20 protein-coding genes and 1 riboswitch are annotated in these 24,655 nt (G+C 70.8%); of the genes, 8 read left to right on the forward strand and 12 right to left on the reverse strand.

What is annotated here, in order from left to right; all coding sequences use genetic code 11:
- Positions 1-16 precede the first annotated feature (16 nt).
- The gene (locus ACWFRJ_RS37780; protein ID WP_453541795.1) at positions 17-1,267 is read right to left on the reverse strand and encodes a hypothetical protein; all 1,251 of its coding nucleotides are present in this window, start codon (positions 1,265-1,267) and stop codon (positions 17-19) included.
- A 463-nt stretch (positions 1,268-1,730) separates the two neighbouring features.
- Between ACWFRJ_RS37780 and sepH the strand changes: the two genes are divergently transcribed.
- On the forward strand, positions 1,731-2,828 hold the full coding sequence (sepH, locus tag ACWFRJ_RS37785) for a septation protein SepH (RefSeq protein ID WP_453541798.1): 1,098 nt from the start codon (positions 1,731-1,733) through the stop codon (positions 2,826-2,828).
- Between the two features lie 81 nt (positions 2,829-2,909).
- Here the strand turns inward: sepH and ACWFRJ_RS37790 are convergent, their stop codons facing one another.
- Positions 2,910-3,764 (reverse strand): sulfurtransferase, encoded by an 855-nt coding sequence (locus ACWFRJ_RS37790; RefSeq protein ID WP_453541801.1) that lies wholly within the window; start codon positions 3,762-3,764, stop codon positions 2,910-2,912.
- A gap of 360 nt (positions 3,765-4,124) precedes the next feature.
- Here ACWFRJ_RS37790 and ACWFRJ_RS37795 point away from each other — a divergent pair, with 360 nt between their 5' ends.
- The gene (locus tag ACWFRJ_RS37795) at positions 4,125-4,949 is read left to right on the forward strand and encodes a VOC family protein (RefSeq protein ID WP_453541804.1); all 825 of its coding nucleotides are present in this window, start codon (positions 4,125-4,127) and stop codon (positions 4,947-4,949) included.
- A 7-nt stretch (positions 4,950-4,956) separates the two neighbouring features.
- Here ACWFRJ_RS37795 and ACWFRJ_RS37800 read toward each other — a convergent pair whose 3' ends face one another.
- Genes ACWFRJ_RS37800 through ACWFRJ_RS37815 form a run of 4 tightly spaced genes read right to left on the reverse strand, consistent with a single transcriptional unit; the run spans position 4,957 to position 10,384 of the window.
- Positions 4,957-5,616, reverse strand: a complete 660-nt coding sequence (locus ACWFRJ_RS37800) for a thymidine kinase (protein WP_453542096.1) — start codon at positions 5,614-5,616, stop codon at positions 4,957-4,959.
- A 59-nt stretch (positions 5,617-5,675) separates the two neighbouring features.
- Positions 5,676-6,869: an alkaline phosphatase family protein gene (locus tag ACWFRJ_RS37805; RefSeq protein WP_453541807.1), complete on the reverse strand. Its 1,194-nt coding sequence runs from the start codon at positions 6,867-6,869 to the stop codon at positions 5,676-5,678.
- The gene (locus tag ACWFRJ_RS37810; protein WP_389912938.1) at positions 6,869-7,456 is read right to left on the reverse strand and encodes a DUF5998 family protein; all 588 of its coding nucleotides are present in this window, start codon (positions 7,454-7,456) and stop codon (positions 6,869-6,871) included. The genes ACWFRJ_RS37805 and ACWFRJ_RS37810 overlap by 1 nt, the downstream gene beginning before the upstream one ends.
- Positions 7,457-7,507: 51 nt before the next feature.
- Complete coding sequence (locus tag ACWFRJ_RS37815; RefSeq protein WP_453541810.1) at positions 7,508-10,384, reverse strand: bifunctional acetate--CoA ligase family protein/GNAT family N-acetyltransferase; 2,877 nt, start codon at positions 10,382-10,384, stop codon at positions 7,508-7,510.
- 211 nt (positions 10,385-10,595) lie between these two features.
- Between ACWFRJ_RS37815 and ACWFRJ_RS37820 the strand changes: the two genes are divergently transcribed.
- Positions 10,596-10,877, forward strand: a complete 282-nt coding sequence (locus tag ACWFRJ_RS37820) for an HPr family phosphocarrier protein (protein WP_190085156.1) — start codon at positions 10,596-10,598, stop codon at positions 10,875-10,877.
- Between the two features lie 179 nt (positions 10,878-11,056).
- Here the strand turns inward: ACWFRJ_RS37820 and ACWFRJ_RS37825 are convergent, their stop codons facing one another.
- The 4 genes from ACWFRJ_RS37825 to ACWFRJ_RS37840 form a co-directional block, all read right to left on the reverse strand.
- Positions 11,057-11,761: a GntR family transcriptional regulator gene (locus tag ACWFRJ_RS37825; protein ID WP_453541813.1), complete on the reverse strand. Its 705-nt coding sequence runs from the start codon at positions 11,759-11,761 to the stop codon at positions 11,057-11,059.
- 241 nt (positions 11,762-12,002) lie between these two features.
- Positions 12,003-12,806 (reverse strand): M23 family metallopeptidase, encoded by an 804-nt coding sequence (locus ACWFRJ_RS37830; protein WP_453541816.1) that lies wholly within the window; start codon positions 12,804-12,806, stop codon positions 12,003-12,005.
- Between the two features lie 12 nt (positions 12,807-12,818).
- A riboswitch (cyclic di-AMP (ydaO/yuaA leader) is annotated at positions 12,819-12,982 on the reverse strand.
- Between the two features lie 198 nt (positions 12,983-13,180).
- Positions 13,181-14,566: a M16 family metallopeptidase gene (locus tag ACWFRJ_RS37835; RefSeq protein ID WP_453541818.1), complete on the reverse strand. Its 1,386-nt coding sequence runs from the start codon at positions 14,564-14,566 to the stop codon at positions 13,181-13,183.
- Positions 14,563-15,927, reverse strand: a complete 1,365-nt coding sequence (locus ACWFRJ_RS37840; RefSeq protein ID WP_453541821.1) for a M16 family metallopeptidase — start codon at positions 15,925-15,927, stop codon at positions 14,563-14,565. Before ACWFRJ_RS37840 ends, ACWFRJ_RS37835 begins: the two co-directional genes overlap by 4 nt.
- Before the next feature lie 213 nt (positions 15,928-16,140).
- Here ACWFRJ_RS37840 and ACWFRJ_RS37845 point away from each other — a divergent pair, with 213 nt between their 5' ends.
- The gene (locus ACWFRJ_RS37845; protein WP_453541824.1) at positions 16,141-18,594 is read left to right on the forward strand and encodes a DNA gyrase/topoisomerase IV subunit A; all 2,454 of its coding nucleotides are present in this window, start codon (positions 16,141-16,143) and stop codon (positions 18,592-18,594) included.
- A 3-nt stretch (positions 18,595-18,597) separates the two neighbouring features.
- On the opposite strand, the gene ACWFRJ_RS37850 is transcribed toward ACWFRJ_RS37845, so the two are convergent.
- Positions 18,598-19,710, reverse strand: coding sequence for a CobW family GTP-binding protein (locus ACWFRJ_RS37850; protein WP_453541827.1), 1,113 nt, complete (start codon positions 19,708-19,710; stop codon positions 18,598-18,600).
- Between the two features lie 350 nt (positions 19,711-20,060).
- Here ACWFRJ_RS37850 and ACWFRJ_RS37855 point away from each other — a divergent pair, with 350 nt between their 5' ends.
- Complete coding sequence (locus tag ACWFRJ_RS37855; protein WP_453541830.1) at positions 20,061-20,585, forward strand: DUF6082 family protein; 525 nt, start codon at positions 20,061-20,063, stop codon at positions 20,583-20,585.
- Between the two features lie 134 nt (positions 20,586-20,719).
- Positions 20,720-20,956 carry a hypothetical protein gene (locus ACWFRJ_RS37860; protein ID WP_453541833.1) on the forward strand — a complete coding sequence of 79 codons (237 nt, stop codon included), beginning with the start codon at positions 20,720-20,722 and terminating at the stop codon, positions 20,954-20,956.
- A gap of 70 nt (positions 20,957-21,026) precedes the next feature.
- Here ACWFRJ_RS37860 and ACWFRJ_RS37865 read toward each other — a convergent pair whose 3' ends face one another.
- Complete coding sequence (locus tag ACWFRJ_RS37865; protein ID WP_453541836.1) at positions 21,027-22,223, reverse strand: citrate synthase/methylcitrate synthase; 1,197 nt, start codon at positions 22,221-22,223, stop codon at positions 21,027-21,029.
- Between the two features lie 109 nt (positions 22,224-22,332).
- On the opposite strand from ACWFRJ_RS37865, the gene ACWFRJ_RS37870 reads away from it, so the two are divergent.
- Both ACWFRJ_RS37870 and ACWFRJ_RS37875 read left to right on the forward strand, forming a co-directional pair.
- A complete protein-coding gene (locus tag ACWFRJ_RS37870; protein ID WP_453541839.1) occupies positions 22,333-23,637 on the forward strand; it encodes a citrate synthase family protein in 1,305 nt (434 codons plus the stop codon).
- A gap of 36 nt (positions 23,638-23,673) precedes the next feature.
- Positions 23,674-24,633 carry a sucrase ferredoxin gene (locus tag ACWFRJ_RS37875; RefSeq protein WP_453541841.1) on the forward strand — a complete coding sequence of 320 codons (960 nt, stop codon included), beginning with the start codon at positions 23,674-23,676 and terminating at the stop codon, positions 24,631-24,633.
- The last annotated feature ends 22 nt before the right edge of the window (positions 24,634-24,655 follow it).

Consider the following 24,655-nt stretch of genomic DNA (forward strand, 5'->3'; position numbering starts at 1 on the left):
GCGACTGAGCGACCGCCTACGGGTTGGGGGTCGCGTCGCGCTGCGCGTCGTCCCCGCTTCCGCTTCCGCTTCCGGCGCCGTTCGACGGCGTCGGGGTCGGAGTGGGAGTCGGGGTGGGAGTGGGAGTGGGCGTCGGGTCCGTCTTGGAGCCGTCGCCGGAGTCCGAACCCTTGTCAGGGTCGTCCTTCGAACCGGAATCGGAGCCCGAGTCGTTCCCGGTGTCCGAGGACTGCGAGTTCGTCCCGTTCGGCTCCTGCGAGGCGTCGCCGTCCTGCCGCGACCCGTCGTCCGTACCCGTCGACGAGCCGTCGGACGGCTGCCCGGAGGGTTCCGTCGAGGGCGTGGGCCGGTCGCCGGACGAGCCGTTCCTGCCCGAGAAGCCGTTGCCGATCGTGGTGCCGTGGCCCCCGCTGAAGTCCTCTCCGGAGACGATCTCGTACGTCGTGATCCCGGCCATGGACACACCGAAGACGACTGCGGCCGCGATCAACGGCCGCTTCCAGCTGCGGATCTGCGTGCGGTGCGTGGTGCCGTCGGTGAACTCCTCCGAGGGGAGCGGCGGCTCGACCGGCGCGGCGGGAGCCGTCTGCCGCAGGACGCGCGTCTCGTCGTCGCGGGGCACCAACTGCGTGGCGTCGACTGCTCCGAGCAGCTGGGTCTTGTCGGCATCGGCGTCGGCCACTCGCAGCACCGTGGTGCGGTCGGCGTCACCGGCCTCGGGCAGCACACTCGTACGGTCGCCGTCTCCGACGACGGGCACCACGGTCGTACGGTCCAGATCGCCCGGGACGGGCGGCGGTATGGAGGCCGCGTCGGCGTCGACCGCTCTCCCCCAGGTCGTCGTCACGGGCCCCGCCCCGGCATGCGCCGTGGCTCCCGTGTACGCCTGCGCAGCTCCCGTGTACGCCTCGGCTCTGAACGTCTCGGCCACCGGCTCACCCGAGCCATCGGTCAGCGGTACCTGCTGCACCCGCGGCTTGGCCTGCACCGCGACGTCACGTATCTGCTCGCCCGTGCGCCGGAAGAAGTGCTGGAAGATCGTGCCACCACAGGTCGCGACCACACTCACCAGGCCGGCGCCGAGGATCGTGCCGTAGACGCCGAAGCTGGCGGCGAGCTTCGCACCCACGACGGCGGCCACGGCGCTCCCCGCCACCTGCGGCAGACTCAGATCGAGGCGCCGCTTCTCCGTCGACCCCTCCTGGCCCTTGGACTGGTCCTCGGACTGGCCCTTGGATTCCTCGCCGGAATCCGGCTTTTCACGCATCTCCGACCCTTACCTGCCTTTCTCGACTGACTACACGAGAAAGGGACGTATGGGTGAAGTGGTTAGTTCCGTTTCTGGAGATTCCGTGAAGTGCGCCACTCATGCACCACCCTGCCCGGGTATCCAGGTGCGTCAACTCCCGCCCCCCGCGAGAAGTTCGGCGGCGCGGCGCACCACCCGCGTGGCCCGAATGGAGTACTGTTGCGAGCCCTGGGTCCGGTCTCCCACCTGGGTGCCCGGGGCCTTCCAGGACCTGCCGGGAGGGGGCTCGCTGCACAGGGTGACCAAGTTGGTCACTGAGAGTTGCGAAGAGGTAACCGTGCCATAACGGCGACCTAGGGCCCATGCCCGACACGCCGGGCAACTCGGCAAGGTTGTGGCAGGCTGCACCCGGGCAGGCCACACTCGACTAGCGGAAGCAGCGACGCACGTGACGTCGGCAGGCACCACCCGGGAGGTCCCCATGCCCGAACTGCGTGTCGTGGCCGTCAGCAACGACGGCACACGGCTGGTGCTCAAAGCTGCGGACAGCACGGAGTACACACTTCCGATCGACGAGCGGCTGCGCGCCGCCGTGCGCGGCGACCGTCCGCGCCTCGGCCAGATCGAGATCGAGGTGGAGAGCCACCTCCGCCCCCGCGACATCCAGGCCCGGATACGTGCCGGTGCGAGCGCGGAGGAAGTCGCCTCGCTCGCCGGAATCCCCGTCGATCGCGTCCGCCGCTTCGAAGGACCCGTGCTCGCCGAGCGCGCCTTCATGGCCGAGCGGGCCCGGAAGACCCCCGTGCGCCGTCCCGGCGAGAACACCGGACCCCAGCTCGGCGAGGCCGTGTCGGAGCGGCTGCTCCTGCGCGGCGCCGACAAGGAATCCATTCAGTGGGACTCCTGGCGCCGCGACGACGGCACCTGGGAGGTCCTGCTCGTCTACCGCGTCGCGACCGAACCGCACGCCGCGAGCTGGACGTACGACCCGCCGCGGCGGCTCGTGCAGGCCATGGACGACGAGGCGCGCTCGCTGATCGGCGAGACGGACGACATCGCCGCGCCCGAGCCGAGCTTCCCGTTCGTGCCGCGCATCGCCCGGCTGCCCCGGGACAGGGCCTCGCTCGACCGGCCGCTCGACCGCGCCCTGGACCGGCAGTTGGAGCGCCCGAGCGCGCCGCAGCCTCCGGAGCCCGGGGAGGAAGGCGTGGCCACCGGCGCGACCGCGTCCGTCTCCGAGGCGGAGCGTGACTCGCTCACCAGCCTCCTCGAGGCGGTGCCGAGCTTCCGCGGCGACATGATCGTGCCGGAGCGCCCGGCGCTCCCGCCCACGGATCTCCCGCCCGCCGAAGAGGCCGAGCAGGACCCCGAGGCCGAGGAGCCGCCCGCCGCGTCGGCCGGAGCGGGTTCCGCGTACGCGGACGTCCTGATGCCGCGCTCGGTGGCCAGCCACCGGGACCGCCTCGTCGGCACCACCGACCGCCAGGCGGAGGCCGACGGCGTCCGGCCCGGGCGGCGCGCGGCGGTGCCCAGCTGGGACGAGATCGTCTTCGGCACGCGCCGCAAGAAGCAGGAGTAGCACTCAGTCATACGTTCATACGTTGTCGGGCCCCGCGCCGTTCAGATGCGGGGCCCGACGACGTATGTGCCGCCGCTGCCGCTACTGCGGGTCCGGGCCCTTGGCCACCGGACGCGACTCGTCCGACGACCACTGGGACCACGAGCCGACGTACAGCGACGCCGGGATCCCCGCCACCGCGAGCGCGAGCACCTCATGAGCCCCGGACACACCGGAGCCGCAGTAGACGCCGACCTCGGACGTGTCGGACGCGCCCAGGGAGTTGAAGCGGTCCGCGAGCTCGGCGGCCGGCCGGAAGGTGCCGTCCGCCGTGACGTTCTCCGTGGTCGGCGCGGAGACCGCACCCGGGATGTGGCCGCCGACGCGGTCGATCGGCTCGACGTCACCGCGGTAGCGCTCGGCCGCGCGGGCGTCCAGGAGCAGGCCGGAGCGGGCAAGGGCCGCCGCGGCGTCCGCGTCGAGGAGGTCCTTGGTGTTCGTCCCGGGGACGAACGAACCCTCGGCCTCCGGGCGCTCGTCCCCCGCCTCCAGCGGACCGCTCCACGCCGCGAGCCCGCCGTCGAGCACACGCACCGAGGGATGCCCCGTCCAGCGCAGCAGCCACCAGGCGCGTGCGGCGGCCCAGCCCTGCCCGCCGTCGTACACGACCACGTCCCGGTCCGCGAAGACCCCGGCCGCCCGCATCACCGCTCCGAAGCGATCCACATCCGGCAGGGGATGCCGCCCGGCCGAGCCCGCCTCGCCCGCGAGATCGGCGTCCAGGTCGACGAAGACGGCGCCCGGGATGTGCCCCTTCTCGTACTCGGCCCGCCCGTCGAAGGCGGGGGCGCCCGCCGCCTTCGCGACGCTCAGCTGCCAGCGGATGTCCAGGAGTACCGGCGGGTTCTCGCCCGCCAAGTCGCTCGCGAGTTCGGATGCGGAGATGATGGCATTCATGGGCCCATCCTTGCGTACGAGGTGGCCGCTTCGGCCAGGTCCGGCTAGCCTGCTCCGCCGGAGACCGCCGAACCCATTGCGTACACGGCCGGGCACGCCGTGTACTTGTAGATGGCACCACTTACTTCTTGAACGACAGCACGTACTTCTTGACGACACCACTGGGCAATCGCGCGTTAACGGATGAGAAACGGCAAACCGGGCATCCTCTGAGCGGAGCCGGGCAACGCGGCGCGGCCAGGGCGCGCGGTGCCTCAGGTGGTGCAAGCATCTGCACGGGCGGGCAAACGCGCTACATGGGTACGCGCGTTCGAAAGCGGAGCCGAGCGGCCACCATGACGGGCCGAGGAGAGAGTGATGATGACGGAGGTACGGGGGTCGACGGGCCGGCGTGACGGCTCGGAGGCCGTCGGCCGCGCGCCCGGCACACCCACCTGGGTGAGCCTGATGGCGCATGGCCTGGCCACGACCCAGGAGTTCTACGGGGCTTTGTTCGGCTGGGAGTTCCGGCCCGGCCCGGAGCAGCTCGGGCCCTACGTGCGGGCGCTGCTCGACGGTCACGAGGTCGCCGGGATCGGCCAGCTGCCTCCCGACCACCATCTGCCGATCGCCTGGACGCCGTACCTGGCGTCGGAGGACGTGAACGCGACCGCCGATGCCGTGCGGCACTGCTGCGGCACGATCGGCGTCGGCCCGCTGGACGCGGGTGAGGCCGGGCGCCTCGCCATCGCGGTGGACCCCTCGGGCGCGGTGTTCGGGATCTGGCAGGCGGCGGAGCACCTGGGCGGCGAGCTGGTCGGGCAGGCCGGAGCGCCCGCCTGGAACGAACTGGTGACGACGGAGACGGCGGACGTCGTCAAGTTCTACGAAGCGGTCTTCGGGTACACCGAAGAGGCGGTCGTCCCGTCCGATTCCGATTCCGATTCCAAGTCCGACTACGTGACGTTCCACGTCGACGGCCGGCCGGTGGCCGCGGTGCGCGGCGTGGGCCAGGACCTGCCGCGGGACCGGGGTCCGCACTGGATGACGTACTTCGAAGTCGCCGACGTGGACGCCTCGGTGAAGCGGGTCACCGAACTCGGCGGGCACGTCATCGAGCCCGCTCGGGCGGCCGCCCATGGGCGGGTGGCCACGGTCGCCGACCCGGAGGGCGCGGTCTTCGCGCTCGTACGGTCGGAGGGCTGACGCCGACTCAGAGGCGGGTGGGCGCGTCGACCGGCAGCACGTCGGGCGACAGGGCGCCCGCGCGCGAAGTCGCCGACGTCATCCGGCGCTGGTGGTGACGGCGGCACAGCACCTCGTAACCCACCTCGTCCGCCGCGTGGTTGACGTCGCCGATGACGACCTGGGCGCCTTCGACGACCATCTCGCCGCCTATCGTGCGGGCGTTGTGGGTGGCGCGGGCGCCGCACCAGCACAGGGCCTCGACCTGCAACACCTCGACGCGGTCGGCGAGTTCGACCAGGCGCTGCGAGCCGGGGAAGAGCTTGGAGCGGAAGTCCGTGGTGATGCCGAAGGCGAAGACGTCGAGCCCCAGGTCGTCGACGACGCGGGCCAGTTGGTCGATCTGTCCCGGGTCGAGGAACTGCGCCTCGTCCGCGATCACATAGTCCGCGCGGCCGCCTCGCGAGAGGTGGTCGACGAGATGGGCGTAGAAGTCGAAGTCGTCCGCGGCCTCGATCGCGTCCGTGACGAGGCCGAGCCGCGAGGAGAGCTTGCCCTCGCCCGCGCGGTCGTCACGGGTGAAGATCATCCCCTTCAGGCCGCGGGCCGAGCGGTTGTGCTCGATCTGCAGAGCCAGGGTGCTCTTTCCGCAGTCCATCGTTCCGGAGAAGAACACCAGCTCGGGCATGGGGAGTTGCGGCCTTTCGAGGCGTACGTACGAGGGGAAAGTGTGCACCGGGAGTCTGGTCAGGGGCGTACTTCGACGAGCGGCACGAGCTGCTCGACGGGGGTCATGGAGCCGTGCATGCCGACCAGGGCCGACTCCTTCGGTTCCTTCCGGCTTGCGATGATCGCCACGTCGTCGTGGGCGGCCGCGACGACATCGCCGATGCGCTCGTACACCCGCTCGTCGACGGCTCCTGACGGCCCGAACCAGCCCGCGGCGATGGCCTCGTCCCGGCTCGCCACCCAGAACTGCTCGCCGAGCACCTCGCGCCAGACGGTCAGGACGTCGTTCTCGGCGCCCGGCACCGCGTACACATGGCGCGCACGGCCCTCGCCGCCGAGGAGGGCGACGCCCGCGCTCAGCTCCCAGTCCTCGTCGAAGTCGATACGGGACTGCTCGTCGAAGGGGATGTCGAGCATGCCGTGGTCGGCGGTGACGTACAGGGCGCTGCGCGGCGGGAGTTGCTCGGCGAGACGCTGGACCAGGCGGTCGACGTACATGAGCTGGCCGCGCCAGGCGTCGGAGTCCACGCCGAAGCGATGCCCCTTGCCGTCGACCTCCGCGTAGTACGTATAGACCAACGACCGGTCACCCGCGCCGAGTTGCTCGGCCGCGAGGTCCATGCGGTCCTCGCCGGAGAGCTTGCCGCGGAAGGTGCCGCCGCTCAGGGCGATCTTGGTGAGCGGGGTGTTCTGGAACGTCGGGGACGACACCTGGGCGGTGTGCACGCCCGCGGCATGGGCCTGCTGGAAGACGGTGGGGTACGGCTGCCACTTGCGCGGGTCCGTCCACGGGTTCCAGCGGAGCTGGTTCATCAGCTCGCCGGTGGCGGGGTTGCGGACCGTGTAGCCGGGCAGGCCGTGCGACGCGGGCGGCAGGCCCGTGCCGACCGAGGCGAGCGAGGTCGCCGTGGTGGCGGGGAAACCGGCGGTGATCGGCCGCCCCGTACCGCCGCGCGACGAACCGATGAGCGAGGTCAGGAAGGGCGCCTCGTCGGGGTGGGCCCGCAGTTGCTCCCAGCCGAGACCGTCGATCAGGAAGACGCAGTTCCGGTCGGCGGGCGCGAGCTCCGGGATGACGGGCGTGAAGCCCTCGACGCCCTGGTGGGAGACGAGTGTGGGCAGCAGGTCGGCGAGCGAGCCCGCGCCGTACTCGGGCAGGGGTGCGGAGTCGAGGGAGAGCGGCTCTACGTCGTCCCAGGCGGGCAGGGACATCAGCGGGCGGTCTCCGCGGTCGCCTCGGAAAGCGCCTGCGCGAACGCCAGGGTCTGGCGCACGGCGTCCGGGCCGTCGCCCGCCTCGCTGACACGGAGGCTGAGGTCGTCGGCGGTGGAGCTGCCGGTGTAGCCGTGGTCCGCCTCGCAGTTGGGGTCGCCGCAGGCGGCGGGCTCCAGGTCGATGCGCGACACGGCGCCCCAGCCGATGGTCAGGACGACCTCGCGGGGCAGCGAGCCGGGGACGTACTTCTCGGGGTTGGCGACGACGCGGCTGACGACGACCGAGGAGATCCGGCCGATCTTCACGGACTCCGTGGAGGTCGTCGCGTACGGCGTCGGCGATGTGCTGTCCGCCGCCTGCTCGTCCGTGTGGCTGACGATGAAGCGGGTGCCGGTCAGGACGAGGACCGTCACGTGCCTGCGCACTTCGTTCGCGTCGAACGTGGTCTCCTGGTGGACCAGGTACGACCCGATGGGATCGCCGCCGATCGCGGCCTCCACCGCCTCGGCCACGAGGGCCGGGTAGTAGCCGCTGCGCTCGATCGCCGCGCGCAGCCCCTGGGTCGTCGTACCGGTCTTTGCCATGCCGTCCATCCTACGACCCGGTGGAGGGCCCACGGTTCCCCACCGGCCGCCTCAGTACCCGGGCAGGACCCGTGGGCCGAGGTCGCTGCGGGCCGGAGGGGGCGCGAGCCGCACGGAGGCGCCGAGCACGGAGAGGCCGCGCTGGGCGACGACCACGGGTTCCAGGGACACGGCGACCACCTCGGGGTGATCGTCCACGAGGCGTGAGACCCGCTGGAGCAGCTCTTCGAGAGCCGGGGTGTCCACGGGCGCCGAGCCGCGCCAGCCGAAGAGGAGCGGAGCGGTCCGGATGGACCTGACCAGGGAACCCGCGTCGCGCTCGGTGACCGGGATCAGCCGGTGCCCGGTGTCGCCGAGCAGCTCGGACGGGGCACCCGCGAGCCCGAACGAGAGCACCGCTCCGGCCGCCGGGTCGATGACCGCGCGGACGACGGTGTCGACACCGCGGGGCGCCATCGGCTGCACGACCAGGCGCAGCTCGACGGGCTTGCCGAAGGCGTCGGTCAGTTCGGTGTAGGCGCGGCGCAGTTGCTCCTCGTCCGCCAGATCCAGCCGCACACCGCCGAGGTCGGCGCGGTGGCGCAGGTGCGGGGCCGTGGTCTTGAGGGCCACGGGGTAGCCGAGCGCACGGGCGGCCGCCACGGCCGCGTCCGGGTCGGGCGCGGGCAGGGCCTCTCGTACGTCGATGCCGTACCGCCCGAGCAACTCGCGGGCGTCCCCCTCGGCGAGGGTGGCGCCACGGGTGTCCCCCTGCTCCACAAGAAGCTCATCGATCCGCTGGGCGACGCCGCTCTCGTCGATGTCCTCGTACTCATGAACCTTCCCGGGCTCCTTGGCATCCCGCCGCCACTGGGAGTACTTGACGGCTTCAGCAAGGGCCCGGACGGCGCGCTCGGCGGCGGGGTAGGCGGGGATGCGGTGCGCGGGGTCTGTGGCCGTTGCTGTGGGCAGGCCTTCCGCAGGGCGAGTGGGGTCTCCCCTGCTCGAGCGCAGCCGAGAGCTTGGGGAAGGGTGGGCACTGCCCCCTGCGCCGGGTGCGGGAACAGGGGCGTCAGGCCGAGTACGGGTAGCGGCGGCCAGCGCCTCGGCGAGCCCGCCAAGTTCTACGTGGACCACAGCGACGGGCTTCGCAGGGCACCCCGCAGCAGCGGCCCGCAGCGCAGCAGCCAACTCCTCCCCTTCGGGGGACGCCGTGGCCCCGTCCTCCCCCACCCAGGGGATGGCGGTGACGATCACGGAGTCACAGGCGTCGTCCGACAGAGCCTCGGCGAGCGCGCCCCGGAAGTCGTCCGGGGTAGCCCCCGTGGTCAGATCCCGCGGAGCCAGCGGCCGAAGCCCATCGGCAACACACGCGTCGTACGTAAGAAGCCCGAGCGACTCGGAGTTCCCGAGGATGGCGACCCGAGGCCCGCCCGGCAGCGGCTGACCGGCGAGCAGCAACCCCGCATCCACCATCGCGGTGACGGTGTCGACCCGGATGACCCCCGCCTGGCGCAGCAGCGCCGACACCGTGGCATGCGGAAGCCGCGTGGCCTGCACGGCGTGCCCCGTGGGCGCGATCCCGCTGTGCCGCGCCCCCTGCACCACCACCAGCGGCTTCGCCGTCGCCGCCCGCCGGGCGAGCCGGGTGAACTTCCGCGGGTTGCCGATGGATTCGAGGTACATCAGGGCGACATCGGTGTCGGGGTCCTCGTACCAGTACTGGAGCACGTCGTTGCCGGACACGTCCGCGCGGTTGCCCGCGCTCACGAAGGTCGACAGGCCCGCGCCGCGCCGGTGCAGGCCCGAAAGGAGCGCGATGCCGATCGCACCGGACTGGGTGAAGAGGCCGATCCTGCCGCGCTCGGGCGGATGCGGGGCGAGCGAGGCGTTGAGCCGTACGTCGGGCGACGTATTGATGACCCCGAAGGCGTTCGGGCCGAGGATGCGCGTGCCGTACGACCGGGCCTGACGCACCAGTTCGCGCTGCCGCTCACGCCCCTCGGGACCGCTCTCCGCGTACCCGGCGGAGATCACGACAAGGCCGAGCACCCCGCGCTCACCGCACTCGGCGACGGCCTGCGGCACCCGCTCGGCGGGCACCGTGACGACGGCGAGCTCGACGGGCTCGTCGATGTCCCGCACGGAGCGGTAGGCGGGCACCCCGTCGACCTCGCCCCCCTCATCGCCCTCCCCGAACGCGCTGTTCACCGCGTACAGGCGCCCCGTGAAGCCCGCCTCGCGCAGATTGCGAAGGACGCTGCGCCCCACGCCGCCCGGCGTACGCCCGACGCCGATCACGGCGACCGACGCCGGCGTGAGCAGCCGCTGCACCGACCGCGCCTCGGCGCGCTGCTCACGGGCGCGCTGCACGGCGAGCGAGCGGTCGGTCGGCTCCAGATCGAATTCGAGTCGTACGACGCCGTCCTCGAAGCTGCGTTTCTGCTGGTAGCCCGCGTCAGTGAACACCTTGATCATCTTGGTGTTGGCGGGAAGCACCTCGGCGGCGAAGCGGCGGATGCCGCGTTCCCTGGCGACGGCCGCGATGTGTTCGAGGAGGGTGGAGGCGACTCCCCTGCCCTGGTGGGCGTCCTGCACGAGGAAGGCGACCTCGGCCTCGTCGGCGGGCGCGCTCGCGGACATGCCGCGGGAGTCGATGCGGTCGAAGCGCACGGTGGCGATGAACTCGCCGCCCACGGTGGCCGCCAGACCCACGCGGTCCACCTGATCGTGATGGGTGAAGCGGTGGACGTCCTTGGCGGACAGGCGCGGGTAGGGGGCGAAGAAGCGGTAGTACTTCGACTCGTCCGAGACCTGCTCGTAGAAACTGACCAGGCGATCCGCGTCCTCGGCCGTGATGGGCCTGATCCGGGCGGTGCCTCCGTCACGCAGGACGACATCGGCTTCCCAGTGGGAGGGATATGCCTGCCGGTCCGACGGGGTCTGCATGGGGCCCAGGGTACGGGTCGCGGGGGCGCCTCGGCCGGGGCAGGCTAGGAGTCGTCGAAGGGCGGGACGTGGGCCCGTGGCACGAGGACGTACGGTCGACGGGGCAGGGGCCGTCGGTCCACGCCGTACGGACGGACGGCCGGCGGAGCACGCGTGATCGCATGAGACACTGGTCTAGACAAGTGTGAGACACCTGGAAGGGCAGCAACACATGGCTGAGCGCCGCGTCAACGTCGGCTGGGCCGAGGGCCTTCACGCCCGACCCGCCTCCATCTTCGTCCGCGCGGCAACCGCCGCCGGCGTCCCCGTGACGATCGCCAAGGCTGACGGCAACCCCGTGAACGCCGCCTCCATGCTCGCGGTGCTCGGTCTGGGCGCGCAGGGCGGCGAGGAGATCGTGCTCGCTTCCGACGCCGAGGGCGCGGACGCCGCTCTCGACCGTCTGGCGAAGCTGGTCGCGGACGGTCTCGAGGAGCTCCCCGAGACCGTCTAGTAGAGACTGGTACTCATACGCCGAAGGGCCCGCCCGAAATAGGGGCGGGCCCTTCGGCGCTTCTGTTTCCCACTAACGAATATCAGAGCCACATTCCCTGAACATCCTGCATTCGGGCAGCCGAAATAATCCCGCGCCCCCCTCTGTCGAATAGCACTTCTTTGTATACGGCGCCTCTGTTAATGACGGAGACCCACCGTGTTTACGGCATGTTGCGAATCCCTCACACGATCACGTCCCGCGACCCGATGACCTTTCGGGGGAAAGCGCAGCCGGTGGGCGGCCGTCGCCCGTTCCGCGTGGGCCGCGGCGAGCGACCTGGCCCGTTCCGCGTCCCCGCGTGCGACCGCGTCGACGATCGCGGCGTGCTCCGCCCAGGACTCCGCGGGAGCGGCCGAGGTCTCGACGACGTACATCCAGGCGATCTTGTGCCGGAGCTGGGTGAGCAGCGCCGTGAGGCCCTGGCTGCCGGACGACTGGGCGAGCGTCTCGTGGAACCAGCCGCCCAGTGAGCGCAGATCATCGCTCTGACCGCCCCTCGAACGCTCCTGGCCGAGCCTGACGAGGCCGCGCAGGACCTTCAGGTGCGCCTCCGTGCGGCGCTGAGCGGCGCGGGCCGCACCGAGCGGCTCCAGGAGCATGCGTATCTCCAGGAGGTCGGCCGCCTCCTGCTCGGTGGGCTCCGCGACGCACGCGCCCGCGTGCCTGCGCGTGACGACGAAACCCTCGGCCTCCAGGGTGCGCAGGGCCTCGCGCACGGGGACGCGGGAGACTCCGTAGCGGCGCGCGAGCAGTTCCTCGGTGAGCCGGCCACCCCGTTCGTAGACACCGGAGACGATGTCGTCCCGGATGGCCGTGCATACCGAGTGCGCGGGAATGCGCATGACCTGACCTCCGCCTTAATCCCCGCGAAACGCGGTCGATCGACGCCTTTTCAGTGACCCTATTGCAGAGCGGCTGAATTTCCGATGGCAGGCCGAAATCCATGGATATATTTTGGCCAAAGGCGATCGGCGCGGGTACAGGTACGGCGGGTACAGGTACGGCGGGTACGGCGAAAGCCCCGGCTCTCGACGAGCCGGGGCTTTCGGCGGATCAGCTTTCGGTGGAGCAGCTTTCGCCGGATCAGACGCCGACGTCGTGCGCGCGGAGGTACGCGATCGGGTCGATGTCCGTGCCGTAGTCCTCGCCGGTGCGGGCCTCGAAGTGGAGGTGCGGGCCGCTGGAGTTGCCGGTGGAGCCCGAGAGGCCGATCTGCTGGCCCGGGGTGACGGCCTGGCCGACGGTGACGCCGAGGGACGACATGTGGCCGTACTGGGTGTACGTGCCGTCGTTCATCTTGATGACCACGTTGTTGCCGTAGGCACCGCCCCAGCCGGCCTCGACGACGGTGCCGGAGCCGACGGCGTGGACCGAGGTGCCTGACGCGGCGTGGAAGTCGATGCCGGTGTGGCTGCCGGAGGACCACATGCCGCCGCCGGTCTGGTAGCCCGTGGAGACGTACGAGCCGGTGATCGGGGAGACGTAGCTGTTGAGGCGCTTGCGCTCGGCCTCGCGAGCGGCACGCTCCTTGGCCTCGCGCTCCTTCTTGGCCTTGGCCTTCGCCTCGGCCTCGGCCTTGCGCTTGGCCTCCTCGGCCTTCTTCTTTGCGGCTTCTTCGGCCTTCTTGGCCGCTGCCGCGTCGTCGGCGGCCTGCTGCTGGGCAGCGGCCTGCGCGTCGATGCCGGCGGCGAGCGAGTCGCCGACGGAGATCGCCTGGGTGAGGCCGGTGTGCTCGAGAGCCGCGGCGTCGTCGGCGGCGAGGGCCGGAGCGGCCAGGCCTCCAATGACACCGGTGGTGGTGAGGGCGGCGACGCCCGCCACGTTCGCGGTCGTACGCGTGAGGCGGCTCGGGCGACGGTGCTTCCCGGTGGCACGGGTGAACGCCATGAAGCGGCTGATCCTTTCCTTCCTTCTCGCCTACCGGGTTAGCTGACGGGTTCGGAGCAGGAAGGTCTCCTACGAGTCCCTCGCCTCACGGCAAGGTTCCCGATTCACCCCAAGGGGACATGTGGGTCCCCGGCTCCCCTGGCTCGCGCCGTACGGGGACTCGGCGATGACTGTCCGGTGCCGCGGCTGCGGCGTACTGCATGACGAACAGCCGGACCGAACGCTAAGCGGGGCGCCTTTCGAACGACAAACAGATCAGAGCTTTTGTAGCGCACGCCACAGGGCAGACACGTAACCTCCATACTAATTCGGACATATGGGGACCCCGGTGGCAAATTCCAGCCACCGGGGTCCCCATATGTCCTGACTGTCACTCAGCCCGTGACCACACTCACTTCACCGATGCCGAGCGCCCTGACGGGCTCCTCGATCTGCGCGGCGTCACCGACGAGCACCGTCACCAGGCGGTCCTGGGGGAAGGCGCTCACCACGGCAGCGGTGGCCTCCACGGTGCCGGTCGCGGCCAACTGGCGGTACAACTGCGCCTGGAAGTCGTCCGGAAGGTGCTGCTCGACCTGATCGGCGAGGGTGGCGGCGACGGACGCGGCCATCTCGTACTTGAGCGGGGCGACGCCCACCAGGTTCTGCACGGCGACATCGCGCTCGGCGTCCGTCAGACCGTCGGCGGCGAGGGTGCGCAGCACCTTCCACAGGTCCTCGAGCGCCGGTCCCGTGGACTCGGTGTCCACCGAGCCGCTGATTGCCAGCATCGCGGCACCCGTGCCGTCCGGGGCGGAACGCAGGACCTGGGCGAACGACCGTACGCCGTAGGTGTATCCCTTCTCCTCGCGCAGGACGCGGTCCAGGCGCGAGGTGAGGGTGCCGCCGAGGCAGTACGTACCGAGCACCTGCGCGGGCCAGACGCGGTCGTGCCGGTCCGGCCCTACGCGGCCGATGAGCAGCTGCGTCTGGACGGCGCCGGGGCGGTCCACGATGACGACACGCCCGGTGTCGTCGGCGGTCACCGGGGGCACCGGGCGCGGCTGGGCCGTGCCACCCGTCCAGGCGCCGATGGTGTCGGCGAGGACGGCGTCAAGGTCGACGCCGGTCAGGTCGCCCACGACGACCGCGGTGGCCGTGGCGGGACGCACGTGCTTCTCGTAGAAAGCGCGCACCGCCGCCGAGTCGATGGCGGTGACCGTCTCCTCGGTGCCCTGGCGGGGGCGCGACATGCGCGACGTCGCCGGGAACAGCTGCCGCGAGAGCTCCTTGGCGGCGCGGCGGCCCGGGTTGGCGGCCTCGTGCGGGATCTCGTCCAGGCGGTTGCGTACGAGGCGTTCGATCTCGCTGTCCGCGAAGGCGGGGGCGCGCAGGGCGTCGGAGAGCAGGCCGAGCGCCTTCGGGAGGCGGGAGACCGGGACTTCGAGGGAGACGCGGACGCCGGGGTGGTCGGCGTGCGCGTCCATGGAGGCGCCACAGCGGTCGAGTTCCGCGGCGAAGTCCTCGGCAGAGTGCTTGTCGGTGCCTTCGTTGAAGGCCCTCGCCATGATCGTGGCGACTCCGTCGAGGCCCGCGGGCTCGGCGTCGAGCGGCGCCTCCAGGTGGATCTCCACGGCGACGACCTGCTGGCCGGGGCGGTGGCAGCGCAGCACGGTGAGGCCGTTGTCCAGGGTGGCGCGCTCGGGCGCGGGGAAGGCCCACGGCCGTGCGGTGCCCGCCTGGGGCTGGGGGTGGAACTGCATCGTCGCGGCCTCGGTCACTTCGCCGCCTCCTCTTCGTCCTCGTCGGTGGCTTCGGCGCCCTCAGGGGCCGCTGTGCCCTCTACGGGCTCGTACACGAGCACCGCGCGGTTGTCGGGGCGCAGGCGGGCCGCCGCGGCCGCCTTGACCTCATCGGCGGTGACGTCCAGGACGCGCCCGACGGCGGTCAGGGCGAGCTGCGGGTCGCCGAACAGGACGGCGTACCGGCACAGTTCGTCCGCGCGTCCCGACACCGTGGAGAGCCGGTCGAGCCACTCGCGCTCCAGCTGTGCCTGGGCGCGCTCCATCTCCTCGTCGGTGGGGCCCTCTTCCGCGAAGCGGGCGAGCTCCTCGTCGACGGCGGCCTCGATGACGGGGACCTCGACGTCGCCGGACGTCTTCACGTCGAGCCAGCCGAGCGAGGGCGCTCCGGCGAGGCGCAGCAGACCGAACCCGGCCGCCACCGCGGTGCGGTCGCGGCGCACGAGGCGGTTGTAGAGCCGCGACGACTCGCCGCTGCCCAGGACCGTGAGCGCCAGGTCGGCCGCGTCGCACGCGCGCGTGCCGTCCTCCGGGAGGCGGTAGGCGGCCATCAGGGCGCGGGCCGGCACCTCTTCCTCGACGACCTCGCGCAGCTCCTTGCCGATCGTGTCGGGCAGCGAGCCGTCGCGCGGCGGCTGCTTGGCGTCGTTCGAGGGGATGGACCCGAAGTACTGCTCGACCCAGGCGAGGGTCTGCTCCGGGTCGATGTCGCCGACGACCGACAGGACGGCGTTGTTGGGCGCGTAGTACGTACGGAAGAAGTTCCGCGCGTCCTCCAGCGTCGCCGCGTCCAGGTCGGCCATGGAGCCGATCGGGGTGTGGTGGTAGGGGTGGCCCTCGGGGTACGAGAGGGCGGTCAGCTTCTCGAACGCCGTGCCGTAGGGAACGTTGTCGTAGCGCTGGCGGCGCTCGTTCTTGACGACGTCCCGCTGGTTCTCCATGGATTCGTCGTCGAGCGCGGAGAGCAGCGAGCCCATCCGGTCGGCTTCCAGCCACAGGGCCAGCTCCAGCTGGTGTGTGGGCATGGTCTCGAAATAGTTGGTGCGCTCGAAGCTCGTGGTGCCGTTGAGCGACCCGCCCGCACCCTGCACCAGCTCGAAGTGGCCGTTGCCGTGCACCTGCTTCGAGCCCTGGAACATCAGGTGCTCGAAGAGGTGAGCGAGGCCCGTACGCCCCTTGACCTCGTGGCGCGAGCCGACGTCGTACCAGAGGCAGACCGCGGCGACCGGGGTCAGGTGGTCCTCGGAGAGCACCACGCGCAGGCCGTTGGCCAGCCGGTGCTCGGTCGCTGTCAGGCCGCCGGAGCCGGCCTCGGCTGTGGCCGTGTGACCCATGGGCATGTACGTCCCTTCGATCGCGAAAAGCTGGAAATTCTGCCAGTCGTGCCACTGTATGCAAGCGTGCTGACAACCGGTGAAGTTCCCGCTCCGCGCTCGGCGTAGTCGCCGTCGAAGTCCGGGTCGTGGTCGGCGTTGTCAGTGGGACAGAGCACAATGGTCGGCGTCAGATCCCGTTGATGCCCTGGCAGACACCGTGAAGGAGCCGCAGCAGCGATGGCCCGCCGCAGCACGAAGACCCCGCAGCCCGACGAGTCGTTCGAGGAGAAGATCCTCGACATCGACGTCGTCGACGAGATGCAGGGATCCTTCCTCGAGTACGCGTATTCGGTCATCTACTCGCGCGCCCTGCCGGACGCCCGCGACGGCATGAAGCCGGTGCACCGCAGGATCGTGTACCAAATGAACGAGATGGGCCTGCGCCCCGACCGCGGCTATGTGAAGTGCGCCCGCGTCGTCGGCGAGGTCATGGGTAAGTTGCACCCGCACGGCGACGCGTCGATCTACGACGCCCTGGTGCGCATGGCCCAGCCCTTCTCCATGCGCCTGCCCCTGGTGGACGGGCACGGCAACTTCGGCTCGCTCGGCAACGACGACCCGCCGGCCGCCATGCGGTACACCGAGTGCAAGATGGCCGACGCGACGTCCTTGATGACGGAGTCGATCGAAGAGAACACAGTCGATTTCGAGTCGAACTACGACGGCCAGGAGCAGGAGCCGGTCACCCTTCCGGCGGCCTATCCGAACCTTCTGGTCAACGGATCGTCGGGCATCGCCGTCGGCATGGCGACGAACATGCCGCCGCACAACCTCGGCGAGGTCATCGCCGCCGCCCGCCACCTGATCAAGCACCCCGGGGCCGACCTGGAGACGCTGATGCGTTTCGTGCCGGGCCCGGACCTGCCCACGGGCGGCCGCATCGTCGGCCTGTCCGGGGTCAGGGACGCGTACGAATCCGGGCGCGGCACCTTCAAGATCCGCGCGACGGTGGCCGTAGAGAACGTGACGGCCCGCCGCAAGGGCCTGGTCGTGACCGAACTGCCCTTCTCCGTAGGCCCCGAGAAGGTCATCTCGAAGATCAAGGACCTGGTCGGCTCGAAGAAGCTCCAGGGCATCGCCGACGTCAAGGACCTCACGGACCGCTCGCACGGCCTGCGGCTGGTCATCGAGATCAAGAACGGCTTCGTCCCCGAGGCCGTCCTGGAGCAGCTCTACAAACTGACGCCGATGGAGGAGTCCTTCGGCATCAACAACGTGGCCCTGGTGGACGGCCAGCCCCTCACCCTCGGCCTCAAGGAACTCCTCGAGGTCTATCTCGACCACCGCTTCACCGTCGTGCGCCGCCGCAGCGAGTTCCGCCGCAGCAAGAAGCAGGCGCGGCTGCACCTGGTCGAGGGGCTCCTTGTCGCCCTTCTGGACATCGACGAGGTCATCCGCCTCATCCGCTCAAGCGACAACTCCGCACAGGCCAAGGAGCGCCTGATGGAGCGCTTCTCGCTGAGCGAGATCCAGACGCAGTACATCCTGGACACGCCGCTGCGCCGCCTGACGAAGTTCGACCGCATCGAGCTGGAGTCCGAGCGCGACAAGCTCAAGGCCGAGATCGACGAGCTGACCCGGATCCTGGAGTCGGACGCGGAGCTGCGCAAGCTGGTCTCCGCCGAACTGGCCGCCGTGTCCAAGAAGTTCGGCACGGACCGGCGCACGGTCCTCCTGGAGTCGGCGAGTACCCCGGCGCCCACGGTCTCGTTGCAGGTGGCGGACGACCCGTGCCGCGTGCTCCTCTCCTCGACCGGCCTCCTCGCCCGTACGGCCAACGGCGAGCCGTTCGCCGACAGCGACACCAAGCGCGTCAAGCACGACGTGATCGTCTCTGCCGTCCCCGCGACCGCGCGGGGCGAGGTGGGCGCGGTGACGTCCGGGGGACGGCTGCTCCGCCTCTCCGTGGTCGACCTCCCGCAGCTCCCGGAGACGCACGCGGCACCCAACCTCTCCGGAGGCGCGCCGGTTTCGGAGCTGCTCTCCCTGGAGGGGGACGAGAGCCTGATCTGCCTGATGACCCTGGACGAGTCCTCACCGGGCCTCGCCCTCGGCACCGAACAGGGCGTGGTCAAGCGCGTGGTCCCGGACTATCCCTCCCACAAGGAGGAGCTGGAGGTCATCACCCTCAAGGACGGTGACCGGATCGTCGGCGCGGCCGAGCTGCGCACGGGCGAGGAGGACCTCGTCTTCATCACGGACGACGCCCAGCTCCTGCGGTACCAAGCCGCGCAGGTGCGTCCGCAGGGCCGTGCCGCGGGCGGCATGACGGGCATCAAGCTCGCGGACGGCGTCAAGGTCATCTCCTTCGTGGCGGTGGACCCGGCCGTGGACGCCGTGGTCTTCACGGTGGCGGGCTCGCGCGGCACGCTCGACGACTCGGTGCAGACGACGGCCAAGGTGACGCCGTTCGACCAGTACCCCCGCAAGGGCCGGGCCACGGGTGGCGTGCGCGTCCAGCGCTTCCTGAAGGGCGAGGACTGTCTGAGCTTCGCGTGGGCGGGCCCGACGCCGCCGCTCGCGGCCCAGCGCACCGGCCTGCCGGCCGAGCTGCCGGAGATCGACCCGCGCCGCGACGGCTCGGGGGTCTCCTTGGCGAAGCCGGTGGCGGCGGTGGCAGGTCCGGCGTAGCGCCTACTCCACCGGTTCGGGTTCCTGTACGTACCGCAGTACGCCCCACATGCTGTGCTCATCGGCGTCAGCGTGCGGGGCGTACGCACGACAGGCGTCGAGCTCCTTCTCCAGAGCGGGTACGTCGATGCGCGCCCCGATGAGGACGAGCTGGGTCAGACGAGTCTCGCCCGGCGCCCACGGCTCGGGGTAGAAGCGCAGAAACCGGCCCACGGCGTGCACGGCGTACTTGTTGCGCGGATCGGCGGCGCCGAAGTCGACATACCCCTTGATGCGGTAGAGCCCTTCGGGCCGACTGTCGAGGAGGGTCATGAACGGGCGCGGGCTCATGGGCACTTCGCAGGAGAAGGCGAGGCTTTCGTAGGCGGAGTGCAGATGGTCGTGGTGCCCGTCCCCGTCCTGCACGGGGTGCCCGTCCCGCCCGGGGTGATGCAGGTCGTCGAAGGACAGCTGCCCGATCCGCTCCCCCACCGGCTTCCGGTCGAGGAGCAGTTCCACGTCGATACGTCCGTACGAGGCCGCAACCACGGCCGCGCGATCGGTGAAGCCCCGGACGACGCCGAGGATCCGCTCACGTTCCGCCTCGGGGACGCGGTCGACCTTGTTGACGACGACAAGATCGGCGATCCCCAGATGCCGGTCGACCTCGGGATGCCGCTGCCGGGTGGAGTCGAACTCGGCGGCGTCGACGACCTCGACGAGCCCTCCGTACACGATGTGCGGATTCTCGCTGGCGAGCACCATGCGCACGAGTTCCTGCGGCTCGGCGAGTCCGCTGGCCTCGATGACGATGACGTCGATCCGGGCGGAGGGCCGGGCGAGCCGCTCCAGATACTCGTCGAGCTCACTCGCGTCGACGGCGCAGCACAGGCAGCCGTTGCCGAGCGAGACGGTGGAGTCACCGAGCTGCCCGGCGACAGCCATGGCATCGATCTCGATGGACCCGAAGTCATTGACGATCGCACCGATCCGGCTGCCACCGCTGCGGTGGAGCAGATGATTGAGCAGCGTCGTCTTGCCGGAGCCCAGGAAGCCGGTGAGGACGACGACGGGGATCTGCCCCGCACCCGCTTGAGCACCTGGCTGAGCACTTGTCCGAGCACCCGGCTGAGTCAACGTGCGACCCCTTTCACACTGACGCGCGCACCGGCGCATGCCCGGCTCGCGTACGACGAACGACTGCCGCCCCAGCATACGAGCGCGTAGAGGGGCCGCGAAGTGAACGATTGTTAGCGGCGCAGGCGGGGCACACATCGGGCACGGCGTCGGGACATGCGACCACTGCTGCCTTCCGTGCGCCTCCTCTCCGCCTCCCTGCCGATCAGAGCCGCTCGGCATCCTGGGAAGCGGCAAGCGCGCCGCCCATCGCTCGCCGGTCCTCACCCTGTCGACCCGCATCCGACGACCGGCGGACGGTCGCCGATTCGGGGGTTGACATGGTCACACAGAAGTTTGGGACACGGGGGTTGGGGTCCGCTGCTACCGCGGGCCTTGCATTCGCCGTCGGGGCTCTGACGGCCCTGACCGCTCAGCAACGCAAGCACGGGGCGCTGCGGCTGCGACTCACGTGCGCGGAACAGTCCGAGCACCAGCGCAACGCCAACCTGATCACCCAGCAGCGACTGCAGTTCGACATGCTCAGCAAGGCGATGGACGACCCCGACCTGGCGGCTGTCCTGGACACCTTCGACATGCCTCTCGACGCCCGGACCCTGCGGCAGTACCTGTTCGCGAACGCGGTATACACCAACGCACTGATGTTCTGGCGCGTCGGCAACTTCAGCTGGGAAGAGGCGCACGGGCATCTGCGCCTGATCTGCCAGAACCCGATCTTCCGCAGCTACTGGAAGGCCACCGGACCGCACCGGGCCAGTCTCCTTGACGCTTCGGACGAGGCCCGCCTGGGCCGAATGGTCGACAAGCTCATCCAGGATCTCGAGGAGGCGGACACCGACGAATGGTGGGTCGTCGGTGAACCTCCGTACGAATAAGCCTGGTTGAACCCTTCGATGACGTCGCATGCCGAGTTGCCCCGGCTTGTCTAAGGCATCGCCAGTCTCTAATGTGGGCGCGCGCGTTCTACCCCGGACGCGGCTCCCCCAAACGCTCCCAGACTGGATAACCGTTGAAGATCGTGCGTCGCATCGGAGTCTCGCCCCAGCAGCGGGGAAGCGCCTCAGGACAGTCGTGCCCCGATGTATTCGAACTCAGCGACGGAAACTTCGCTGTCATCGGGACAGAAGCAACAGCGGCGCTCGAAAAGGAACTTCCGTCCGACGCCTCGCGGGCGGACTACGAACGCATCGTGATCGTGAGCCGCGAGACGCTGGTCCGCGCCAAGGCCGACATCCCGGACGCCTGACGTCAGTCGGCGTACGCACAACGGGCTCGGCCGCTCCAGCAGCCGAGCCCGTTCTGCCTGTCACCCGCGTCTAGTTGCGGACCGCCTCCGCCCAGAGGGCCGTCGGCACCGCTTGTGGCGCGCGCTCACCCACATACCGCGCCGCAGGCCGAATGATCTTCGAGTCCTCCGCCTGCTCCAGGATGTTCGCGCCCCAGCCCACAACCCGCGCCGCCGCGAACGTAGGCGTGAACATCTCACGCGGCAGGCCGCAGAGCTCCATGACGACGCCCGCGTAGAACTCCACGTTCGTGTGCAGCTCACGCCCCGGCTTCAGTTCGGCGAGGATCGCCTCGACCTGGCGCTCGACCTCGACCGCGAACTCCACCATCCGGCCGCCGAATTGCTGCGCGATGCCACGAAGCATCCGCGAACGCGGATCCTCCGTGCGGTAGACGGGGTGACCGAAGCCCATGATGCGGTCCCCCGCGAGGACACGCTCGCGGATCCAGCCGTCGATGCGATCGGGCGTGCCGATCGCATCGAGCGTGTCGAGCGCACGACTGGGCGCCCCGCCGTGCAACGGGCCCGACAGCGCACCCACGGCACCCACCAGACAGGCCGCGACATCCGCGCCGGTCGAGGTGATCACCCGGGCCGTGAACGTTGACGCGTTGAACCCGTGATCAATGGTCGAGATCAAGTACTGCTCGATCGCCCGCGCCCGATCGGGGTCCGGCTCCGAACCCGTCAGCATGTAGAGGTAGTTGGCCGCGTACGACAGGTCGTCGCGCGGTTCGACGGGGTCGAGTCCCTGGCCGAGCCGGTACAGGGCCGTGAGCAGCGTGGGCACCACGGCCGACGCGGCGAGGGCGTCGTCGCGGCGCCGGTCCTCGTCGATGTCGTACACCGGGCGGAAGCCCTTCGCGGCACCGAAGAGCGACAGGGCCGTGCGCAGCCCGGAGAGCGGCCCGGACAGGGCGCTGGCGCGGGCTATGGCGGGCAGCGCGGCGCGCACCTCGTCAGGCAGTCGGCGCAGGTTCGCGGTCCGCGCGGCGAAGGCGGTCCGCTGCTCGGCGTCCGGCAGCGCACCGTGGAACATCAGGTGCCAGACGTCCTCGAAGCCGCGGGTCTGCGCGAGCTCGACGGCCGAGTACTGGCGGTAGTGGTAGAAGCCCTCGTACCCCCTGACGTCGCCGAGCCGGGTCTCGGTCACGACGACGCCCGCGAGCCCGCGGGGAACCTCCACGGGGGCGGTGGGGGTGGTGGTGGAGCCATTGATCGGCATGTTCTTCCTCGACTTCCTCCCTGGACTTGATTTGACTGTCCATGCTTGACTTAATTTCTGTCAATATTGATTGAATCAATGCCAACATAATGTGGATACGGTGTCGCCCATGACGGAGCAAGAAGTGACCCGCACGGACAGCGAGGCGTCGGGCCACGCCACGTCGGCAGCCACCCGCGAGGGCCGCCGCCTGAGCACCCGGGAAGCCGCCGAACTGCTCGGCGTGAAGCCCGAGACCGTGTACGCCTATGTGAGCCGCGGCCAGCTCAGCAGCCGCCGCGGCCCCGGCGCACGGGGCAGCACCTTCGACGCCAAGGAGGTCGAGTCGCTCGCCCGCAAGAACCGCCGGGAGCCGGCTGCCACCTCCGTGAGCGGCGAACTCTCCGTCCGCACCCGCATCACGCTCATCGACAAGGACCGCTACTACTACCGCGGCGTCGACGCGCTGGACCTGGCCCTGGCGCACTCCTACGAAGAGGTCGCCGAGTGGCTGTGGACCGGCGTCATGCGCCCCGGAATCCGCTTCACCGCCCCCGCGGAGAGCGTCGGCGCCGCACGCCGCGCCATCGACGCGCTGCCCGAGCACAGCGGCCCGACCGACCACCTGCGCGTGGCCGCCATCTCGGCCGCGGCGGCGGACCCCCTCCGCTTCGACCTCTCCGAAGAAGCCGTCATCGGCACCGCCCGCACCCTCATCCCCACCCTCGTCACCGCGCTGCCACCCGTCAGCCGCACCCACCGGGACGAGGGCCCCCTGGCTCACCAGCTCTGGCCCCGGTTGAGCGGCCGACAGCCGGACGACGCCTCGCTGCACGCCCTGGACACCGCGCTCGCCCTCCTCATCGACCACGACCTCGCCGCGTCCACGCTCGCCGTCCGCGTCGCCGCGTCCGCCCGCGCCCACCCGTACGCGGCGGTGTCCGCCGGCCTCGGCGTCCTGGAGGGCCCCCTGCACGGCGCGGCGAGCGGCCTCGCGCACCGCATGCTCCTGGACGTCCTGGATCGGGGCAGCGCGGCCCCCGTAGTGGCCGACGAACTCCGCGCGGGCCGCCGCGTCCCGGGCCTCGGTCACCGGCTCTACCCCGGCGAAGACCCGCGCGCGGAGGCCCTGTTCGCTCTCCTGGAGGTCATCCCCAAGGCGGGCCCCGCCCTGGCGGCGGCCCGCGACGTGGTGGCCACTACGGCCCGCCACACCGACCTGCACGCCAATGTCGACCTGGCCCTTGCCGTCCTGACCGCCTCGTCCGGGATGCCCGCCGAGGCAGGCGAGACGATCTTCGCCGTGGCGCGCACGGCGGGCTGGATCGCCCATGCCCTGGAGGAGTACGAGGAACGCCCGCTGCGCATGCGCCCCAGCGGGCAGTACATCGGGCCGCGCCCGCCCCAGCCGATGCCCGTACCCGACGGCGGATGAACCGCCACAGACCCGGCGCGGGTTAGGCTCCCCTCTGTGAGTAAGTGCGCCACCGCTTCGCGGGATCTGGACGAGCCTCTCGCGGGGACCGCGGCCACCGCCAGGACCTGGCTGCTGCTTGAACAGCCGGGCCCGTGGGGCGCCAAAGCGCTCACCGCGAGCCATCTCGATCCGGAGATCGGCGGCGCCCTCGAGGCCGCCGCCGAGGGAACCGGCGTACGCGTCGCGCTCATCCGCCGCCCCGGACGCCACGCGGACCGCCACGCGGACCGCCACGCCCCGGCGCTCCGCCGGGTGTACGCGGCCCACACCATGCCCGGCAACACCTGGCTGCGAGGCCATGTCACGGACAGGCCGCAGGAGTTGCTCGACCTCGACTTCACGGCCCTCGGCTCGGGCGACCACGGCGGCTTCGGCACCCCGCACACGGGCGCCCCGCTCGCCCTTGTCTGCACGAACGGTAAGCGTGACCGCTGCTGCGCCCTTCTCGGCAGGCCACTTGCCGCCGAGCTCAGCGCGTCCGGTGAAGAAGGCGCCTGGGAAGTCACTCATCTGGGTGGTCACCGCTTCTCCCCCACCTTGCTGGTCCTGCCGTACGGCTACGCGTACGGCAGGACCGGACAGGCCGCCGTCAAGGAGATCCTCGAAGGGGTACGCACGGGCCACGTCGTCACCGAAGGCTGCCGGGGCAGCTCCGCCTGGGAGCGCCCCGGACAGGCCGCCGAGCTCGCGGTGCGCACCGGGACGGGCGAGAGCGCCGCGGGGGCCCTGAGCGTCGTCCACACGGATGGCACGGCCCCACGCTGGGACGTGACGGTGGCCCACACCGACGGACGGCGATGGCGCGTGACGGTCGCCCAGGGGACCTCGCTGCCGCCACGCCCTGAGAGCTGCGGGGCGGCGCTGGCGGCCCCGGCGCGCATGGATGTCGTGGCCGTGCGGCAGGTCGCGTACGGCTCTGTACAGGAGATTCCCGCCACAGTGACTTCGGAGTAGCGCTCAGGTCGCCGTACCGTTC

Source organism: Streptomyces sp. NPDC055239, assembly GCF_053606205.1.

Coding starts and splice junctions, on each gene's coding strand:
- ACWFRJ_RS37815 (WP_453541810.1), bottom strand. CDS start 10,384: ATGCAGACCCCGTCGGACCGGCAGGCATATCCCTCCCACTGGGAAGCC.
- sepH (WP_453541798.1), top strand. CDS start 1,731: ATGCCCGAACTGCGTGTCGTGGCCGTCAGCAACGACGGCACACGGCTG.
- ACWFRJ_RS37870 (WP_453541839.1), top strand. CDS start 22,333: ATGACGGAGCAAGAAGTGACCCGCACGGACAGCGAGGCGTCGGGCCAC.
- ACWFRJ_RS37830 (WP_453541816.1), bottom strand. CDS start 12,806: ATGGCGTTCACCCGTGCCACCGGGAAGCACCGTCGCCCGAGCCGCCTC.
- ACWFRJ_RS37790 (WP_453541801.1), bottom strand. CDS start 3,764: ATGAATGCCATCATCTCCGCATCCGAACTCGCGAGCGACTTGGCGGGC.
- ACWFRJ_RS37805 (WP_453541807.1), bottom strand. CDS start 6,869: ATGTCCCTGCCCGCCTGGGACGACGTAGAGCCGCTCTCCCTCGACTCC.
- ACWFRJ_RS37840 (WP_453541821.1), bottom strand. CDS start 15,927: ATGCCCATGGGTCACACGGCCACAGCCGAGGCCGGCTCCGGCGGCCTG.
- ACWFRJ_RS37865 (WP_453541836.1), bottom strand. CDS start 22,223: ATGCCGATCAATGGCTCCACCACCACCCCCACCGCCCCCGTGGAGGTT.
- ACWFRJ_RS37795 (WP_453541804.1), top strand. CDS start 4,125: ATGACGGAGGTACGGGGGTCGACGGGCCGGCGTGACGGCTCGGAGGCC.
- ACWFRJ_RS37825 (WP_453541813.1), bottom strand. CDS start 11,761: ATGCGCATTCCCGCGCACTCGGTATGCACGGCCATCCGGGACGACATC.
- ACWFRJ_RS37820 (WP_190085156.1), top strand. CDS start 10,596: ATGGCTGAGCGCCGCGTCAACGTCGGCTGGGCCGAGGGCCTTCACGCC.
- ACWFRJ_RS37780 (WP_453541795.1), bottom strand. CDS start 1,267: ATGCGTGAAAAGCCGGATTCCGGCGAGGAATCCAAGGGCCAGTCCGAG.
- ACWFRJ_RS37810 (WP_389912938.1), bottom strand. CDS start 7,456: ATGGCAAAGACCGGTACGACGACCCAGGGGCTGCGCGCGGCGATCGAG.
- ACWFRJ_RS37845 (WP_453541824.1), top strand. CDS start 16,141: ATGGCCCGCCGCAGCACGAAGACCCCGCAGCCCGACGAGTCGTTCGAG.
- ACWFRJ_RS37800 (WP_453542096.1), bottom strand. CDS start 5,616: ATGCCCGAGCTGGTGTTCTTCTCCGGAACGATGGACTGCGGAAAGAGC.